At 41.6% G+C, this 15,581-nt stretch carries 16 protein-coding genes; 1 reads left to right on the top strand and 15 read right to left on the bottom strand.

Features of this window, described 5'->3' with window-relative positions; translation table 11 throughout:
• Nucleotides 1-19: 19 nt before the first annotated feature.
• The 10 genes from EXT47_RS01485 to EXT47_RS01440 form a co-directional block, all read right to left on the bottom strand.
• Complete coding sequence (locus tag EXT47_RS01485; RefSeq protein WP_039490864.1) at nt 20-2,707, bottom strand: methyl-accepting chemotaxis protein; 2,688 nt, start codon at nt 2,705-2,707, stop codon at nt 20-22.
• Between the two features lies 1 nt (nt 2,708).
• Entirely contained in the window at nt 2,709-3,230 is a 522-nt protein-coding gene (locus EXT47_RS01480) for a chemotaxis protein CheW (RefSeq protein ID WP_039490862.1), read from the bottom strand.
• Entirely contained in the window at nt 3,227-5,317 is a 2,091-nt protein-coding gene (locus EXT47_RS01475) for a chemotaxis protein CheA (RefSeq protein ID WP_039490860.1), read from the bottom strand. The genes EXT47_RS01480 and EXT47_RS01475 overlap by 4 nt, the downstream gene beginning before the upstream one ends.
• Nucleotides 5,318-5,335: 18 nt before the next feature.
• Nucleotides 5,336-5,698 (bottom strand): response regulator, encoded by a 363-nt coding sequence (locus EXT47_RS01470; RefSeq protein ID WP_010378447.1) that lies wholly within the window; start codon nt 5,696-5,698, stop codon nt 5,336-5,338.
• A gap of 9 nt (nt 5,699-5,707) precedes the next feature.
• Nucleotides 5,708-5,980 (bottom strand): STAS domain-containing protein, encoded by a 273-nt coding sequence (locus EXT47_RS01465; RefSeq protein ID WP_010604348.1) that lies wholly within the window; start codon nt 5,978-5,980, stop codon nt 5,708-5,710.
• Between the two features lie 155 nt (nt 5,981-6,135).
• On the bottom strand, nt 6,136-6,729 hold the full coding sequence (locus EXT47_RS01460) for an SCO family protein (protein ID WP_039490854.1): 594 nt from the start codon (nt 6,727-6,729) through the stop codon (nt 6,136-6,138).
• Nucleotides 6,726-7,625 carry a heme o synthase gene (gene cyoE / locus EXT47_RS01455; protein ID WP_039490852.1) on the bottom strand — a complete coding sequence of 300 codons (900 nt, stop codon included), beginning with the start codon at nt 7,623-7,625 and terminating at the stop codon, nt 6,726-6,728. Before cyoE ends, EXT47_RS01460 begins: the two co-directional genes overlap by 4 nt.
• Nucleotides 7,609-8,622 (bottom strand): heme A synthase, encoded by a 1,014-nt coding sequence (locus EXT47_RS01450; protein WP_130125763.1) that lies wholly within the window; start codon nt 8,620-8,622, stop codon nt 7,609-7,611. Before EXT47_RS01450 ends, cyoE begins: the two co-directional genes overlap by 17 nt.
• Nucleotides 8,623-8,631: 9 nt before the next feature.
• Complete coding sequence (locus EXT47_RS01445; protein ID WP_039490848.1) at nt 8,632-9,123, bottom strand: hypothetical protein; 492 nt, start codon at nt 9,121-9,123, stop codon at nt 8,632-8,634.
• Nucleotides 9,116-9,844 carry an SURF1 family protein gene (locus tag EXT47_RS01440; RefSeq protein WP_039490846.1) on the bottom strand — a complete coding sequence of 243 codons (729 nt, stop codon included), beginning with the start codon at nt 9,842-9,844 and terminating at the stop codon, nt 9,116-9,118. The genes EXT47_RS01445 and EXT47_RS01440 overlap by 8 nt, the downstream gene beginning before the upstream one ends.
• Before the next feature lie 12 nt (nt 9,845-9,856).
• On the opposite strand from EXT47_RS01440, the gene EXT47_RS24280 reads away from it, so the two are divergent.
• The gene (locus EXT47_RS24280; RefSeq protein ID WP_081629166.1) at nt 9,857-10,153 is read left to right on the top strand and encodes a DUF2909 family protein; all 297 of its coding nucleotides are present in this window, start codon (nt 9,857-9,859) and stop codon (nt 10,151-10,153) included.
• On the opposite strand, the gene EXT47_RS01430 is transcribed toward EXT47_RS24280, so the two are convergent.
• From EXT47_RS01430 to lexA, 5 genes are all read right to left on the bottom strand, one after another.
• Nucleotides 10,059-10,934, bottom strand: a complete 876-nt coding sequence (locus EXT47_RS01430; protein WP_130125762.1) for a cytochrome c oxidase subunit 3 — start codon at nt 10,932-10,934, stop codon at nt 10,059-10,061. The genes EXT47_RS24280 and EXT47_RS01430 overlap by 95 nt on opposite strands.
• A complete protein-coding gene (locus EXT47_RS01425; protein ID WP_039490841.1) occupies nt 10,924-11,502 on the bottom strand; it encodes a cytochrome c oxidase assembly protein in 579 nt (192 codons plus the stop codon). Before EXT47_RS01425 ends, EXT47_RS01430 begins: the two co-directional genes overlap by 11 nt.
• Nucleotides 11,502-13,076: a cytochrome c oxidase subunit I gene (gene ctaD / locus EXT47_RS01420; RefSeq protein WP_130125761.1), complete on the bottom strand. Its 1,575-nt coding sequence runs from the start codon at nt 13,074-13,076 to the stop codon at nt 11,502-11,504. Before ctaD ends, EXT47_RS01425 begins: the two co-directional genes overlap by 1 nt.
• A complete protein-coding gene (gene coxB / locus EXT47_RS01415) occupies nt 13,076-14,218 on the bottom strand; it encodes a cytochrome c oxidase subunit II (RefSeq protein WP_130125760.1) in 1,143 nt (380 codons plus the stop codon). Before coxB ends, ctaD begins: the two co-directional genes overlap by 1 nt.
• 360 nt (nt 14,219-14,578) lie before the next feature.
• Nucleotides 14,579-15,193 (bottom strand): transcriptional repressor LexA, encoded by a 615-nt coding sequence (gene lexA, locus EXT47_RS01410; RefSeq protein ID WP_039490834.1) that lies wholly within the window; start codon nt 15,191-15,193, stop codon nt 14,579-14,581.
• Nucleotides 15,194-15,581 lie beyond the last annotated feature (388 nt).

Below are 15,581 nucleotides of genomic sequence, written 5' to 3'. Positions count from 1 at the left end.
ATTGATCTATTACCTAACCCTAAAACTCTTCCCACTCTTCCGAGTCATCTGCAAACTGATTACTTCTCGTGTTTTGCTGGGGAGGCTTATTGGAGTTCATTGTCCGTTTTGGTAATTGTTTTTCTGGCGCCTTATAGTTCTTCGGTGACTCAGATATTTCTAAACTACGATGTGAAGATTCATCAAGTGTGAAGAAGTTTAATAATCTTCTCATATCATTTGCTTGCTCAGCCATCGACTCCCCAGCGGCCGATGCTTCTTCAACTAAGGCAGCATTTTGCTGCGTCATTTCATCCATTTGTGACACTGCTTTATTAACCTGCTCAATACCTGAACTCTGCTCAATAGAAGCTTCGGCAATGTCGGAAATCATGTTCGTTACTCGCTTAACTGACTCAACTATTTCTTTTAGTGTTTCACCAGATTCATTAACCAGTAACGTGCCATCTTCGACTTTACTTACACTATCTCTGATTAGATCTTTAATCTCTTTCGCTGCTGCTGCAGAACGCTGAGCGAGATTGCGCACTTCACCAGCAACCACAGCAAAGCCTCGACCTTGCTCTCCGGCCCGAGCAGCTTCAACGGCTGCGTTTAATGCCAAAAGGTTTGTCTGGAAAGCGATTTCATCAATAACACCTATAATGTCAGCAATTTTCTTACTTGAATCATTAATTTCAGACATGCTTTCAACTGCGCGTGTGACTACTTCGCCGCCTTTGGTCGCCTTGTCACAAGTATCTTCGGCCAACTCATTAGCTACTTTCGCGTTATCTGCATTTTGTCTAACTGTGCTCGTCATTTCTTCCATGCTAGAAGCAGTTTCTTCTAGTGAGGAGGCTTGCTCTTCGGTTCGCTGACTCAAATCCGCGTTACCCTGGGAAATTTCATCAGCACCACTGGCAACTAAATTTGCAGAAGTACGGATCCGACCTAACACCTCAGTTAACTTCTCAGCTGTAGTATTTGCGTCTTTTTTCAGCTTTTCATAAGCCCCACGATAATCGCCTTCAATACGTCTGGTTAAATTACCAGTTGCTAAGGCGTCTAACATGTCCCCCATATCTGTAACCGTTTCATCAACTGTAGACACTAAACTATTTAACCCTTTGGTTAGTCGTAAGTAGAAGCCATCTTTCCCATCTTCTGATAAACGAACACTAAGATTACCGGCATTAGCCGACTGAACTAGGCCATTCACCTCTTTCTCGATCGTGACTTCTTTGGTTCTATCTTCCCATTCGACAACGGTGCCCACGCGTTCGTTATTACCATCAAATATCGGATTCGCGACTAGGCCAAAGGTTCTTCCGCCGACAACAATTTCCGTTTTATACTCGGTTTCAAGCCGAGAGAGCATACTGCGTTGGTGACTTGGGTTACGGTGGAATACATCAATATTCGCCCCCAAAAGATGGTTACTATCAAAATTAGGCAGGTCACGCCTTAAATCACTCTCAGCATTTCTCATCATATCTTTCACTGCACGATTCAAGTAAACGATCTCAAACTGCTCATTTGCTATCATCGTATTCGTTGAAACGTTGTCTAATGCTCTTCGGACGCGCAAGTTTTCAGCTGCGGCAGTTTTTTCTTCCTCTTCACGAACTAAACGCTCTGTTTTGTCGTCCCACTCAACGACAGTACCAATCCGCTTTTTCTCATCATCAAACACAGGGGTCGCAATTAAACCAAAGGTGAAGCCAGCGACTTTGATATCTGTGCTGTATACATCGCTCAGTTTCTCAAGCAGGTTTCTTTGATGGCTGGGGTTTGCATGAAATACATCAATACATTGCCCTACAAGTGTATCCACATCAAAGTTCGGTAATGATTTTCTAAGCTGCGTTTGATTGTCTCTCAGCATTCGCACAACCGAATCATTAACATAAATAATATTCAACCCTTCGTCCGCTAGCATTACGTTTGCCTGACAAACGTCCAGCGCGCTCGATATACGAGCATTGTGGCTCGCCAAATCCGCCTGCTTTTTCTCTAACGCTAATTCTCTTGTAAGGTCTTTCCACTCAACTAAAGTCGCGATCCTTTGTCCTTCATCATCGAAAACAGGCGTGGCAATAAGATCAAAGGTCAAACCTGCCACTTTGATTTGTGTGACATATGGACGGGTCAAATTAGCGAGTATGCCTCTCTGATGGCTAGGGTTTTTATGGAACGTATCAATGTTGGCACCAATCAAGCTATCAACATTAAAACCAGGTAACTCTTGCTGTAACTTAGCCTGATTTTTACGCAGCATACTGGTTACTGAATCGTTCAAATACACAATGTTGAGAGAGGCATCTGCAAGCATAACATTGGCCTGACAGACCTTTAAAGCTAGCAACAAACTATGGCTATGGTCTTGACCATCTACTGCGTCACCATTTAATAAATTAGCAACCGCTTTGTATAAAGATGATTGGCGTGATGCATTACTCGCATTGAGTAAGCTAACATCTTTACTCTCTATCGCGGGAACAATTTCCTCAACATCCTGTAACTTAGAAAGCAGAATGTTTGCGCTTTGCTTAAGTAGTAAAATTGCCAGCACCACACTGACAGCTGCTATAACCATCGCCACATAGGCTTGTGTAGACATATTAATATTCAACATTTGAACACTAATTGCCAAGCCCACAAATATTATGGCACCCGCAATCAGAACTCTATTGTTGAGTTGACTTGCTAATGCTTGATCGCTCATGTTATCCCCCGACAACCAATTGCTCATTCTGCTTTACTTCAAGATCTAATATCTTCTTCAAATTTAAAAGTACGACCATTTTTTCACCAACATTTACAAGTCCTTGTACAAATTGACTATTTTCCGAGTCTTGAAAATCTGGAACATCCTTCGCTGTTTCTTCGTTGATGCTGTATACGTCAGACACCGCATCAACAACTAACCCCATAATTTTTGTTGCCTCTTTTATTACAACGGAGACAACGATAACCACGGTTAGCGCTCCATATTCGATTTGTGGTAAGCCGAATCGAACCCTTAAATCTATGATTGGCACTATCGTGCCACGTAAATTAATCGCACCGTTTACATACATAGGAGCATTTGGAATTGCAGTGACTTCTTCCCACCCTCTTATTTCCTGTACGGCCAGAATATCCATGCCATACTCTTCGCCCGCCATCATAAAGGTGAGAAATTGTGTATCGTCATCTCTGTCTGCAAGCATGACTTGTTCATTAATCGAGGCTTTTTCAGTGATCATGACACCACCTCATCTAACTCTTGTTCTACTAATAACTCTTGAGTTCCTGGACGCTTTAAGCCACTCAGTTTGATAAGACCACTAATATCGACAATTAAAGAGACTCTGCCATCACCTAAAATTGTCGCCCCTGAGATCCCATTTACTTTCTGATAATTCGCTTCGAGACTTTTAATAACGACCTGTTGTTGCGCCAGTAAATCATCCACCAACAATCCCACTTTGTGATTATCACTCTCTACAACTACTAACAGTGTTTTATCCAACTCTTCTATTGCACCACCATGGTTAAATAGTTGATATAGCCTTAGTATTGGTATGTATTCATCTCGTAACCGAAGCACCTCTAAGCCATTACCTACTTTGCTCACTTTTTTAATATCTATTTGTAAAGACTCAACAATAGAAATAAGTGGAATGATGTAGGTATGCTTTGCAACTTTAACCAGTTGACCATCAAGAATGGCCAGCGTTAATGGCAACCTAATTGTAAACGTTGAGCCAACCCCTTTTGCAGAAGTCACTTCAACGCTGCCGTTTAATGCTTGAATATTTCGTCGAACAACATCCATACCCACGCCGCGACCAGAGATATCACTCACTTCATCGGCTGTTGAAAACCCAGGCCTAAAAATAAGTTCATTAACCTCTTCAATAGTCAGCTCATCAGTTGCTTGAATAAGGCCATTGGCAATCGCTTTACTTTTTATTTTTTCGGTATTCAAGCCTCTGCCATCATCCATGATTTCAATCACAATATTTCCACCTTGGTGGAAAGCATTCAGTGTCACCGTACCCACGGGATCTTTTCCGGCTTTAATTCTGTCTTCCGGTGTTTCTAAGCCGTGATCCAAAGAGTTTCTTACTAAATGAACCATAGGATCGGAAATCTTTTCCATCACGGTTTTATCTAATTCTGTTTGCTCTCCTAGCAGCTTTAGTTCAACCTGTTTATTCAACTTCTGTGACGTATCTCTTACTAAGCGAGGAAATCGGCTGAAGACAAAACTAATAGGTAACATCCTGATTCGCATTACATTTTCTTGCAAATCTCGCGTATTATGGGCTAATTGAGCGAGGCCTTCTTGCATCGCAGCAAGTGTATTTTCGGTCGGTTCTTGCTCGCCTAATTGAGTCAACATAGCTTGGGTAATAACCAACTCCCCTACCATATTGATAAGCGAATCTACTTTATCAATCCCAACACGGATCGAAGTCGACTCTGCTGATTTCTTGCTAGCCTCAGGCTTAGCCTTTGTCGCTGTCGCTGAGGGTGTTTTTGGTACATCAATATTTTGAGTGTCGTTGCTCGACGTTTCTTTCTTCTCACTCTCTGGTTCTGGCGTTGTGGAGACACTCACATCATCTTCAAATAAACCACCACATAAGGTAATAGAAATTTCAGCATCATCCTCAACCCACTCAAATACTTCTTTAATCGCCGACTCTGGATGACTGGTTGTTAAGTATAACCGCCAACTGAGGTAGCAATCCTCTGGATTGAAGTCATCAATTTCAGGTATTGCATCACAAAACGCATGAGTTTCTAAATCCCCCAATTCCGATAGCTCGCTTAACATATAGAGCGGTTCGTTACCGGTTTTAAACAAGTGGGGGAGCGGTTTAAAGTCTATTTGATAGGTTTGAGATTCTTGCCCTTGAGGTATGCTATCGGCAGTATCTGAGCTAACACTCTCTTTACCACCTAAAATCTCTTCAAATTTAACTTTCAACTCATTCGCATTGGAAAGATCTGGCTCTTCTTCGGCTTGTAATGCGGTTAGTAAGGCCCTTAAACAATCAACAGATTGGAGCAGCAAATTGACATGTTCAGCGGTCAACTGTCGACGCCCATCCCTGATCTGATCGAGTAAGGTTTCCAACACATGCGTGAAGTTAGCGACAGAAGTAAAACCAAATGTTCCACTGCCACCTTTGATGCTGTGTGCTGCGCGAAATATAGTATTGATCGTTTCTGAGTCTTCATGGCCTGGCTGTAAATTCAGCAGCTCAGCTTCCATTATGTCTAGACCTTCAAAGCTCTCTTCAAAAAAGACATCAAAAAATTGGCTTAAATCAATACTCATATCGACGCCTCTCTGTATCTATCTTATGACTTTTTTCAATACCGCTAGCAATTGTTCAGGGTTGAATGGTTTCACTATCCAACCAGTTGCTCCCGCCGCTTTACCTTCTGTTTTTTTATCCAATCCAGACTCGGTGGTCAGCATTAGTAAAGGGGTGAACTTATAGTTGGGTAGGCTACGCAGCTCCTTAATAAGTGTGATCCCATCCATTACAGGCATGTTTACATCAGAGATCACGGCATCGAACCCTTGTTGCTTGGCAATAGATAGTGCTTCACTGCCATCTTTGGCTTCCGTGACATCAAAACCTGCTTTTTTCAAAGTAAAGCCAACCATTTGGCGCATTGACGCCGAATCATCCACAGCTAAAATCTTTTTCATATTCACCTCTTAATTTTCAATACTATGGAATAAATAATGGGTTAATCCCAACTCATTTACCGCCTGCGCTAAAGCGTCACTTTCACCATGCCATACAATTTTATGTTCTAACGAGAGCAAGTGTTTTTGCACGGCACAGAGCAGTTGTATAGATGCTGTGTCGGCTCTTTGCACTTCACTAATATCAATCGTGATGTCTGATGTTTCCATAGAGTCCTGGAAAATCTGATGGTACAGGCTTTCCACATGGTTAATCGCCATTTCAGGTGGAAGTTTCAACATGAGCTGAAGACTATCCTTGTAAAAATGAGTAATAAAATTAGCTTAGACCGTGATGGTAAAAATGCCACAAAGATTGATTAAAAATCCGCAAATAATTAAAGCGTTAGAGGTAAGATAGTACAACGACACTGGGGTCGACCAGTGTCGATATAAGACTAATTGATGATCTCCTCTAGGTCAGCGAGAAGTAGTTTGTCATCGATTGTAGGGACAGCTCCAGCTGTATGTGTAGGTTTGAAAATAGCCTCAAGCTGACCTTTTGGGTTAATTAATGCTACAGACGCACTATGATCAACATAATACTCTTCTGTCTGTTCCTGATTTATTGCGTAGATTAAACCGAGATCTCTCACAAAAGGAAATAAAGCCGAATGCTCGGCAGATACCGCTTTAAAATCAGGATCAAAGTGCTTGATGTAGGCCAAACGCTTCTCTTCAGTATCTCGGTTAGGATCGACCGATACAAACCATACTTGTAAGTCACCTTTGCTTTTTACGGATTGATATACGTGAGTTAATTTCAACAACGTCATTGGACACACGTCGGGACAGCTGGTGTAACCCAAAAACAGCAAATTCCATTTACCGGTAAAGTCTTGGTTTGAGACAACCTCACCGTATTGATCCCTTAATTCAAACGCATTCACGTCCTTAGGCTTTGGATACCAAACCACTTTTTCAGAGACATCTGGTGCAGGCCCACAACCAAACAGAATTAACATAGAGATAATTAAGATAAATTTTTTCATATAAATGCTTTATCCACAAAGAGTGCAATGAACACTATCAAAAGATGCCAGATAGAGAAATAAAATACCCTCATAGCATACTCTAAACTATTTGTTCTCATAAGCTTGGTGGCTTTGTAAATAAAAGCGACATTTGCCATGCCAGAGACCAACAAGTAGATCCAACCAGACATTCCCACTAGGTAAGGTAGCAAACAGACTAAAGTTAAAATGATGGTATAAAATAGCACACAGAGTTTTGTAAATTCGTTTCCATGCGTTACTGGTAACATGGGGACTTCGGCTTTTTCGTAGTCTCGTTTACGAGCAATAGCTAATGCCCAAAAGTGGGGAGGTGTCCAAGCAAAAATGATCATTACTAACAACCAAGGTTCTGCACCAAGCTGACCAGTCTCACTGACCCAACCTAGCAAGGGTGGCATCGCTCCTGCTAACCCCCCAATTACTATGTTTTGAGGTGTTGCGCGCTTTAACAATAACGTATAAACCACGGCATAACCGAATAGCGCGGCTAAGGTAAGTAGCGCACATAACTGATTGGCGAAAATAGTTAATAGAGCATACCCAGAAATAGCGAGGCCCGTCGCAAAGATTAACGCTGATGATACAGAAACAGAGTCTGTCGCTAACGGTCGGTTTCGTGTTCGCGCCATCTTTTTATCTATTTCTCTATCCACGATATGATTTACAGCTGCTGCACTACTTGAAAGTAAACCAATGCCAAACAAACTCATTAATTGTGCCAATAATGTTTTATCACTTTGTGGTGCTAACATCATCCCGACCCAAGCAGTAATAACCAACATACATACCACTTTGAACTTACACATGCCAAAGTAGGCTTTGAATAAAGTAGTTGCTTTTTGAAGCTCTGAAAAACTAGTTAATTGAAGCATATTTTACTCCTACTTTTTGCGTCAGGCTGATAAAGAAACACAATTTCACCATTGCTAATAACACCATTGCTGCCATGAAGTTATGGAATAAGGTTAACAGCAGAGGAAATTGGAAGTGTACGATTGCCCCCCCCACCAAAACCTGTATCGCAACCAAAGTTAACACAACAAGTGCTGAGCGTCGGAGTAAGCGGTTTTGACCAGCTCTAAGGAGTGGCCAACATGCAGCAAGTAGCGTTAAAACGGTAATAACTGCCCATATCCGATGGATAAAGTGAATAGATACTCTAGATTCGAATGGCAAAACACCAAACTCATAAGTCGCTGAAGCTTCAGGAAGTGTGAATAAACTCTGCCAAGAGAAAAGTTGAAGATTGTCACATAGCGGCAACCCTGTACAATGTGGAGCAGCATAATTGGCTGCAAGCCATCCACCTAGCGCAATTTGTATAATCAACACACCAAGAGCCACATAACATAAACGACAGGTAAGGCTAGTTACACTAGCAGTAATAGTGGTGTATTTCAGCCTTAAAACCAATAACACCAGCAATGCAAGAATACTAAACCCACCTAGTAAATGACCCATCACAATGACTGGCTGTAAATTCATCGTCACGGTCCACATCCCAAGTGCCCCTTGAAATAACACAAGCAATAGCAGTAAGTAGTAGTGACGATTAGGGCTTTTTGTTTTTTGCTTCTTGAACAGCCTTATGCATGCAAGTGCCAAAATAAGTAACCCGAGGAAACTGGCAAAATAGCGATGGATCATTTCAATCCATGCTTTTTCTGCTTCTATTTCTAAATGTGGAAAACTGTCTTTAGCCGCAGATAGTTCATGAGTCTCATTTGGTACTGTTAAAAAGCCGTAACACCCAGGCCAATCTGGACATCCAAGTCCCGCATCACTTAAACGTGTGAAGGCGCCAAGTGTCACTACCGTTATTGCGACGAAACAGGCAAATATTGCGATTTTTATTCTTACCTTGGACATATTTACCTCCTAACTTGAACGAGAGTAGTTCAATAATTTCTTCAGATCACTCAGTAGCCCTTTTTGTACATTTCGCATTTCTTCTAAGCTTGCTACTGGTGCATACTTAAGTACAAATAACCCCTTTTTATCAACCAGGTAGAGATAGTTGTCATCTAACTGGTTGAGGTATATCGGCAAAGAAGTAGCGTACTCAATACCTTTTTCATTTCGCTCTTGTAATACCACGAGCGATACTTTCTGCTGGTTTTTCCCCAGCGCTAAATACAAATTAGGTAAGCTATCTAGTAGTAAAGAACATTGCTTATTACACTGCTTTGGTCGCTGATAAACGATACTCCACTCAGTATCTAAAACCAGCTCTGATTGGCGAACCTCCTGACTTAAAAATTCACCGTGATTAGTCGTGCTATGTGGTATCCAGCCGACCTTCAAGGCAACAAATGCCAATAGTAAGGGGAATATAAACAGCCCTATAAACCATGCCGCGCTTTTAGACATCTTTATTCTCCTTTTTTGAAAGTTTCCAGCCAATTACTACCGCGGCCAAGGCAATAAGCAACCACTGTAAAGCATAAGCTTCATGTTTTTGCGGTGACATTACGACCGGTTGATAATGGGGCTCAGTCCCTGCAAATCTGTTTTTAGTCATGTAGGCAATTAGAGGTAAAAGAGGTTTACCTGACTCCGCAGATAAGTAATCAACATCAATATACTGAATCACAGATTGTTTTGTTGCCTCCTCAGCCGCAGACTTAGCTAAGGTGAACCGCTTACTAGCACTAGATTTGATATAGACAGGTAGAGAAACGGTGTCACTTGGAAGAGAAAAAACGGTAGGCACGCGACTAGCCTGCTGTGGCACAAAACCTAAATTAACAGCTAGATACTCATCAGTTTCGGAAATTTTTATAATACCAATTACATCAAAACCGACTCGGCCTTTCACAACTTGATTATCTAGATACCAAACCGCATCGCCTACAAAATTCCCTGTAATCGACACTTCAGCATTAACATATTGCGTGAGCGGCTGGGATGTTACTGGCTGCTCATTAGCTAAGCCTAGCGATTTTTCAATCTCAACTTTATGCTGCAACACATGTTTTTGCTGCGCTCTTTGCCACTGCCAATAAGAGAGCGAGCCACATAAAAGAACAACGATTAATGCTGCCAATATGGGGGGTTTTGATCTACCTTTAAAAAGTGCACCTAAATCCATCGGACACCCCTTATGATTAAAATTATTATTGTTGTACTGCTACTACTCGTTTTTCTAAATCTATTTAGAGCTATGCTAGTCATGCTCAAGTCAGAGCAACAAGAGTCGATGGCGAGGCTATTGCAACAAAGAGTTTATGCATCAATAGCTGTCGTACTTCTAATCTGTCTTGCTGCTCAATTTGGCTTTATAAAACTACACTCTTCACCCGTTGTTACAACACATAAACAAATACAAACAGGCACAACCAAACAACATCAACAAAATGCCAATACCAAGCCCCAGCTTGAAAAGCAAAGTGATTCTTAGCGGTAAAGTGACCCTTCAACACCCTGATCCATATAACGAAAAGAATAACCGCACCAAGTGTGACATGGAAGCCATGAAATCCTGTCAGTAAAAAGAATGTATTACCGTAAACCCCCGACTGGAGAGTTAGCCCCAGATCTTGATAAGCGTGAATATACTCTTCCACTTGCAAGGTTAAGAATGCGACGCCAAGTAGTACTGTTAATCCTAAGAATGCCTTCACTTTCGCCCTTTGCTCTTTTTCTAAAGCTACGTGAGCAAAGCTAAGCGTTACTGATGATGCTAATAGAATAATCGTATTGATCAGCGGAAGTCCCTGCCAACCCATAGCTTGAGTGACAGTTCCATCTGGAGTTGTGAGCAATGGCCATACAGCTTCAAATTGAGGCCATAAAACCTCGTTGGTGCTGGCGTTATTACTTGCACCGCCTAACCACGGCACAGCTATCATTCGTGCATAAAAAAGTGCACCAAAAAAAGCAGCAAAAAACATAATTTCGGAAAAGATAAACCATCCCATTCCTTGCTTGAACGAACGATCCATTTGGGCAGAATATAATCCAGTTTGAGATTCTTGGATCACATTCCTGAACCAACCAAAAATCATATAGATCAGCACAGCAATACCCACGAGCAGTAGCATTACTCCACTATTACTGGTTGATTTAAGTTGAATAATCGTTAAGCCAGCGCCAACAGCGATAAAGAAAAGTGCAAAAGCCCCGACGATTGGCCATGGACTTTGCTCAGGCACATAATATTTTTCTTGTTCATGGTTCATATTTGAACTCCTCTCGAGCGGCTAGCATATTCAGTCCATCACTGTTTTGTTTGCTAACTCGCTCTGTAATATCAAACAACGTATATGAAAGCGTGAGTTCCTCAACATCACTTGGGAGCTCCGTATCTACATAGAACCTCAAGACAAACTCAACTTCTTCTTTGCCTTTCATTGGTTGCTGATCAAAACAAAAGCAGGCCATTTTGTGTAAATACTTTGCCGCTTTCCCTGGAGACACTGAAGGGATCGCTTGCAACACACGCTCACTATCACTCAAGTTTTTTGCAATGAATTTGACATCGGTTAGCTTACCGGGTTGAACTCTAACCGAGTGCTCGACTGCATCGACCTTAAATGGCGCCTGGCTTTGACTGTGCGTTGTGAAGCTCACATCTACTTGTCGACTTTGCGCAATTGACTCGCTCTGCTTTGCGATTTCCATGGATGGCTTACCATTTAGGCCTGTGACATCACAAAAAACGTCATATAGAGGAACCAGTGCAAAGGCAAAAGCAAACATACCTAGCGTCAACAAAATAAGCTTCTTAAGCAGGCGTCCATGTTGCATTACTTAATCTCCGGTGGCGTTGAAAAGGTATGATAAGGAGCCGGAGATGGTACTTGCCACTCTAATCCCTCTGCCCCATCCCATACTTTCCCAGAGGCCTGCTCTCCACCTTTTATACATTTATAAACCACTGCAACAAACAACAGTTGAGAAAGACCGAATGCAAACCCTCCGATACTAATGATCGCGTTGAAATCAGCGAACTGTAGAGCATAATCAGGGATCCGCCTTGGCATGCCAGCAAGACCAACAAAGTGCATTGGGAAGAACAGTACGTTCACACTAACCAAGGAGAGCCAAAAGTGAAATTTAGCCAATTTGATATCAAACATGTACCCTGTCCACTTTGGTAACCAATAATATGCGGCGGCCATTATTGAGAATATAGCTCCCGTAACTAACACGTAATGGAAATGCGCGACAACGAAGTAGGTATCGTGATATTGGAAATCTGCAGGCGTAATTGCTAACATCAAACCGGAAAATCCGCCAATTGTGAAAAGTACGATAAACGCAATGGCAAAAAGCATGGGCACCTCAAAACTAATGGCACCTCGCCACATTGTAGCTACCCAATTAAAAACCTTAACGCCAGTAGGCACTGATATGAGCATAGTTGCATACATAAAAAACAACTCACCAGCTAAAGGCATGCCCGTAGTAAACATATGATGAGCCCAAACGACGAACGACAACAGAGCAATTGAAGCGGTTGCATAAACCATTGATGCATAGCCAAACAGTTTCTTTCTTGAAAATGTCGGTACTATCGTAGAGATTATGCCGAAGGCAGGTAATATCATGATGTACACTTCAGGATGACCAAAGAACCAGAATATATGCTGGAACATAACAGGATCACCACCACCTGCTGCATCAAAAAAGCTCGTTCCAAAGAACTTATCAGTCAATACCATAGTCACAGCGCCAGCGAGTACGGGCATAACAGCAATCAGAAGAAATGCAGTTATCAGCCAAGTCCAGACAAATAAAGGCAACTTCATCCATGTCATACCTGGAGCTCTAAGATTGACGATGGTCACGATAACGTTGATAGCACCCATAATAGAGCTAATGCCCATTATATGGATCGCAAAAACAAAAAATGCAGTATTGTCATTGCTGTACGTTGTAGATAGTGGCGCATAAAAAGTCCAACCGAAAGCAGGCCCGCCGCCTTCCAAAAATAACGACATCAGTAAAATTGCAAATGCAAAGGGTAGTATCCAAAAACTCCAGTTATTCATTCTCGGTAACGCCATATCAGGAGCACCAATCATCATTGGGATCATCCAGTTGGCAAGACCAGTAAATGCGGGCATTACTGCGCCAAATACCATTATTAGTCCATGTACTGTCGTCATTTGATTAAAAAAATGCGGTTCTACAAGCTGTAACCCTGGTTGGAAAAGCTCGGCTCGGATCACCATAGCCATAGCACCACCAATTAAAAACATGGTTAGTGAGAACAATAAATACAGAGTTCCAATGTCTTTATGATTAGTGGTAAACAGCCAGCGCTTTAAGCCTTTTGGAGCTGTATGGTGTGAATGTTCTTCTACGATGGCACTCATTACTTACCCTCCTCTAATGCATCTATCTCACGCTGTATTTGGCTTGGCTGAATAACATCGCCGGTGTCATTACCCCAACTATTTCTTTTATAGGTGATAACCCCCGCTATCTGCTTGATTGTTAATTGCTTTGCGAAAGATTGCATCGCAGTTCCTGGGCGACCTAAAAGTAGAATATCTATATGAGCTTTAATATCTCCAGTGACGACTTTACTCCCTTTCATTGCAGGGAAGACACCTGGTAGCCCAAGCCCGGTTGGTTGATGGCAAGCTGCGCAATAAGCCATGTAAGTTTGTTCACCAACCTCCATTAACTCTTCTTTCGAAAGGGTTTGTTGGGCAACAGCTTGTGACTCAGCCTCTGCTTTTGCTTTTTCAGCTTTAGCATCGTTGAGCCAACTATCAAATTTATCGGGACTTACGGCCTCGACAACGACAGGCATAAAGCCATGATCTTTGCCACATAATTCAGCACATTGGCCTCTGTAAATTCCTTCATCGTTTACCTTTGTCCATGCCTCATTTATAAAGCCTGGATTGGCATCCTTCTTCACCGCAAAATCGGGCACCCACCAAGAATGGATGACATCATCTGAGGTCATCAAAAAGCGAACTTTCCTATCGGTGGGAATAACTAAATGCTTATCAACTTCAAGCAGGTAATTTTCATTTTTTTCTTTGAGATCACTAATTTCATCTTTCGGAGTAGAGAGCAAAGAATAGAATTCAACATCATGCCCCATATACTCATAGTGCCATTTCCACTGAGAGCCTGTGACCTTAATGGTCAGATCAGCTTTACTCGTGTCTTCCATAGCAATAAGCGTTTTTGTGGCTGGTATTGCCATACCAATGAGTATCAGGAAAGGAATTGCTGTCCAAAGTATTTCCACTTTGGTGCTTTCATGAAATTGCGCTGCAACAACGCCTTTTGACTTTCTGTGTTTTATAAGCGCCCAAAACATAATCCCGAATACAATAACCCCAATGACACAACATATTAGAAATATGGTCATGTGAAGCTCATACACTTGATGACTAATGTCTGTAACACCTTGCCTCATATTGTAAGCGCTGTTAGCAAGTGAGGGCATGGCGATTAGCACTGCGATGAATGCTACAACTAATCGACAAATTTTCATTTGACGTCTCCTTCAAGACAACTCGTGGTTGTCTTTTGTTATTATTGGATGACTGTCATATTGTCTATTTGTACATAGACTTACTGCACGACTATTAACCAATTAGTCAAAAAACAAACAAATTGCAAGATTTTCGAGAAGACCGACTTTAGAATCAAAACTGGGGACTATAGGGGGTAAAACAAAGAATGATGAAAAATAGTGTATAAAGATCAGAAAACTAAAAATATTACTAAATGATTAAAGTCACTATAATCATCCTACTTTCACATAGTTAGAAAAGTTAATTATCACTTTTTAAACAAAATATAGTTAAAGCAAGCGCAACTTTATATTTAACGCTACACTCGCTCTCATAAACTACATCCAGTCAGCACTTCGGATAACGCCGACAGCTAACCCTTCAATGGAGAAATTTTGATGCTCTAGATCCACTTCAATCGCTTTAAATTCTTCATTCTCAGCATGCAATAAAACTTTCTTCCCTTTCTTTTCAAAGCGTTTAACTGTCACGTCCTCTTCTACGCGAGCCACTATCACTTGGCCATTTTCAGCCACCTGAGTGCTGTGAACAGCTAGTAGATCACCATCCATAATGCCAATATCCTTCATGCTCATACCATTAACTCTTAAAAGGTAATCAGCATTAGGTTTAAAAAAACTCGCATCTACATTACAGTGGCTCTCTACATGTTGCTCTGCCAGAATAGGCTCACCAGCAGCAACACGGCCAATAATAGGTAAACCAAGTTGTTCGGATTCATCCTCTACAAGTCGAATCCCTCGGCTTGCGCCTGGGACCATTTCGATAACTCCCTTTTTCGCAAGCGCCTTAAGATGCTCTTCCGCTGCATTTGCACTCTTAAAACCCAAAGCATCAGCTATTTCAGCACGAGTTGGAGGCATGCCAGTATCTTTTATGAATACTTTTATTAATTCAAAGATTTGTTCTTGTCGTTTTGTTAGAGGACGCATTAACTGGTGTTCCATACAGTGGTTTATTTACTGTAAGTATATACAGCTCAAAAAAAATCGCAAATGTTTCTTTATTCGACATATTTTAAGTGTATCTGCTGATAGCATTAATTAGTGCAGCATTAAACAAGAAGCGAAGTCTGTGCCTCAAAAAATAACCTACGGCCCTACGCAATAAGAAATAGATTATTAAGGTTTAGGGCTGATAAACCACCTCTTACCATGTGCATTGTGCTTATGTGTGGTGGGAGCGAGTTTACCTCGCGAGGTTTTCTATATCCCAAACAGCAAAAAACCCGTCGCATTACTGCAACGGGTTTTTATGTACATGGTTTTTGCCGGAACTTCATTGCAACCTATCGGCGGGTAAACCACCTCCTAACATGTT

This window comes from Pseudoalteromonas sp. CO342X (genome assembly GCF_004208915.1).
GTDB classification, from domain to species: Bacteria; Pseudomonadota; Gammaproteobacteria; order Enterobacterales; family Alteromonadaceae; genus Pseudoalteromonas; species Pseudoalteromonas maricaloris.
Note: the sequence above shows the minus strand (reverse complement) of the source record. Positions and strands in the feature narration are given on the sequence as shown.

Excerpts from the sequence above, each read along its gene's own strand:
- EXT47_RS01485 (WP_039490864.1), bottom strand. The coding sequence starts at position 2,707 with ATGAGCGATCAAGCATTAGCAAGTCAACTCAACAATAGAGTTCTGATT.
- EXT47_RS01480 (WP_039490862.1), bottom strand. The coding sequence starts at position 3,230 with ATGATCACTGAAAAAGCCTCGATTAATGAACAAGTCATGCTTGCAGAC.
- EXT47_RS01475 (WP_039490860.1), bottom strand. The coding sequence starts at position 5,317 with ATGAGTATTGATTTAAGCCAATTTTTTGATGTCTTTTTTGAAGAGAGC.
- EXT47_RS01470 (WP_010378447.1), bottom strand. The coding sequence starts at position 5,698 with ATGAAAAAGATTTTAGCTGTGGATGATTCGGCGTCAATGCGCCAAATG.
- EXT47_RS01465 (WP_010604348.1), bottom strand. The coding sequence starts at position 5,980 with ATGTTGAAACTTCCACCTGAAATGGCGATTAACCATGTGGAAAGCCTG.
- EXT47_RS01460 (WP_039490854.1), bottom strand. The coding sequence starts at position 6,729 with ATGAAAAAATTTATCTTAATTATCTCTATGTTAATTCTGTTTGGTTGT.
- cyoE (WP_039490852.1), bottom strand. The coding sequence starts at position 7,625 with ATGCTTCAATTAACTAGTTTTTCAGAGCTTCAAAAAGCAACTACTTTA.
- EXT47_RS01450 (WP_130125763.1), bottom strand. The coding sequence starts at position 8,622 with ATGTCCAAGGTAAGAATAAAAATCGCAATATTTGCCTGTTTCGTCGCA.
- EXT47_RS01445 (WP_039490848.1), bottom strand. The coding sequence starts at position 9,123 with ATGTCTAAAAGCGCGGCATGGTTTATAGGGCTGTTTATATTCCCCTTA.
- EXT47_RS01440 (WP_039490846.1), bottom strand. The coding sequence starts at position 9,844 with ATGGATTTAGGTGCACTTTTTAAAGGTAGATCAAAACCCCCCATATTG.
- EXT47_RS24280 (WP_081629166.1), top strand. The coding sequence starts at position 9,857 with ATGATTAAAATTATTATTGTTGTACTGCTACTACTCGTTTTTCTAAAT.
- EXT47_RS01430 (WP_130125762.1), bottom strand. The coding sequence starts at position 10,934 with ATGAACCATGAACAAGAAAAATATTATGTGCCTGAGCAAAGTCCATGG.
- EXT47_RS01425 (WP_039490841.1), bottom strand. The coding sequence starts at position 11,502 with ATGCAACATGGACGCCTGCTTAAGAAGCTTATTTTGTTGACGCTAGGT.
- ctaD (WP_130125761.1), bottom strand. The coding sequence starts at position 13,076 with ATGAGTGCCATCGTAGAAGAACATTCACACCATACAGCTCCAAAAGGC.
- coxB (WP_130125760.1), bottom strand. The coding sequence starts at position 14,218 with ATGAAAATTTGTCGATTAGTTGTAGCATTCATCGCAGTGCTAATCGCC.
- lexA (WP_039490834.1), bottom strand. The coding sequence starts at position 15,193 with ATGCGTCCTCTAACAAAACGACAAGAACAAATCTTTGAATTAATAAAA.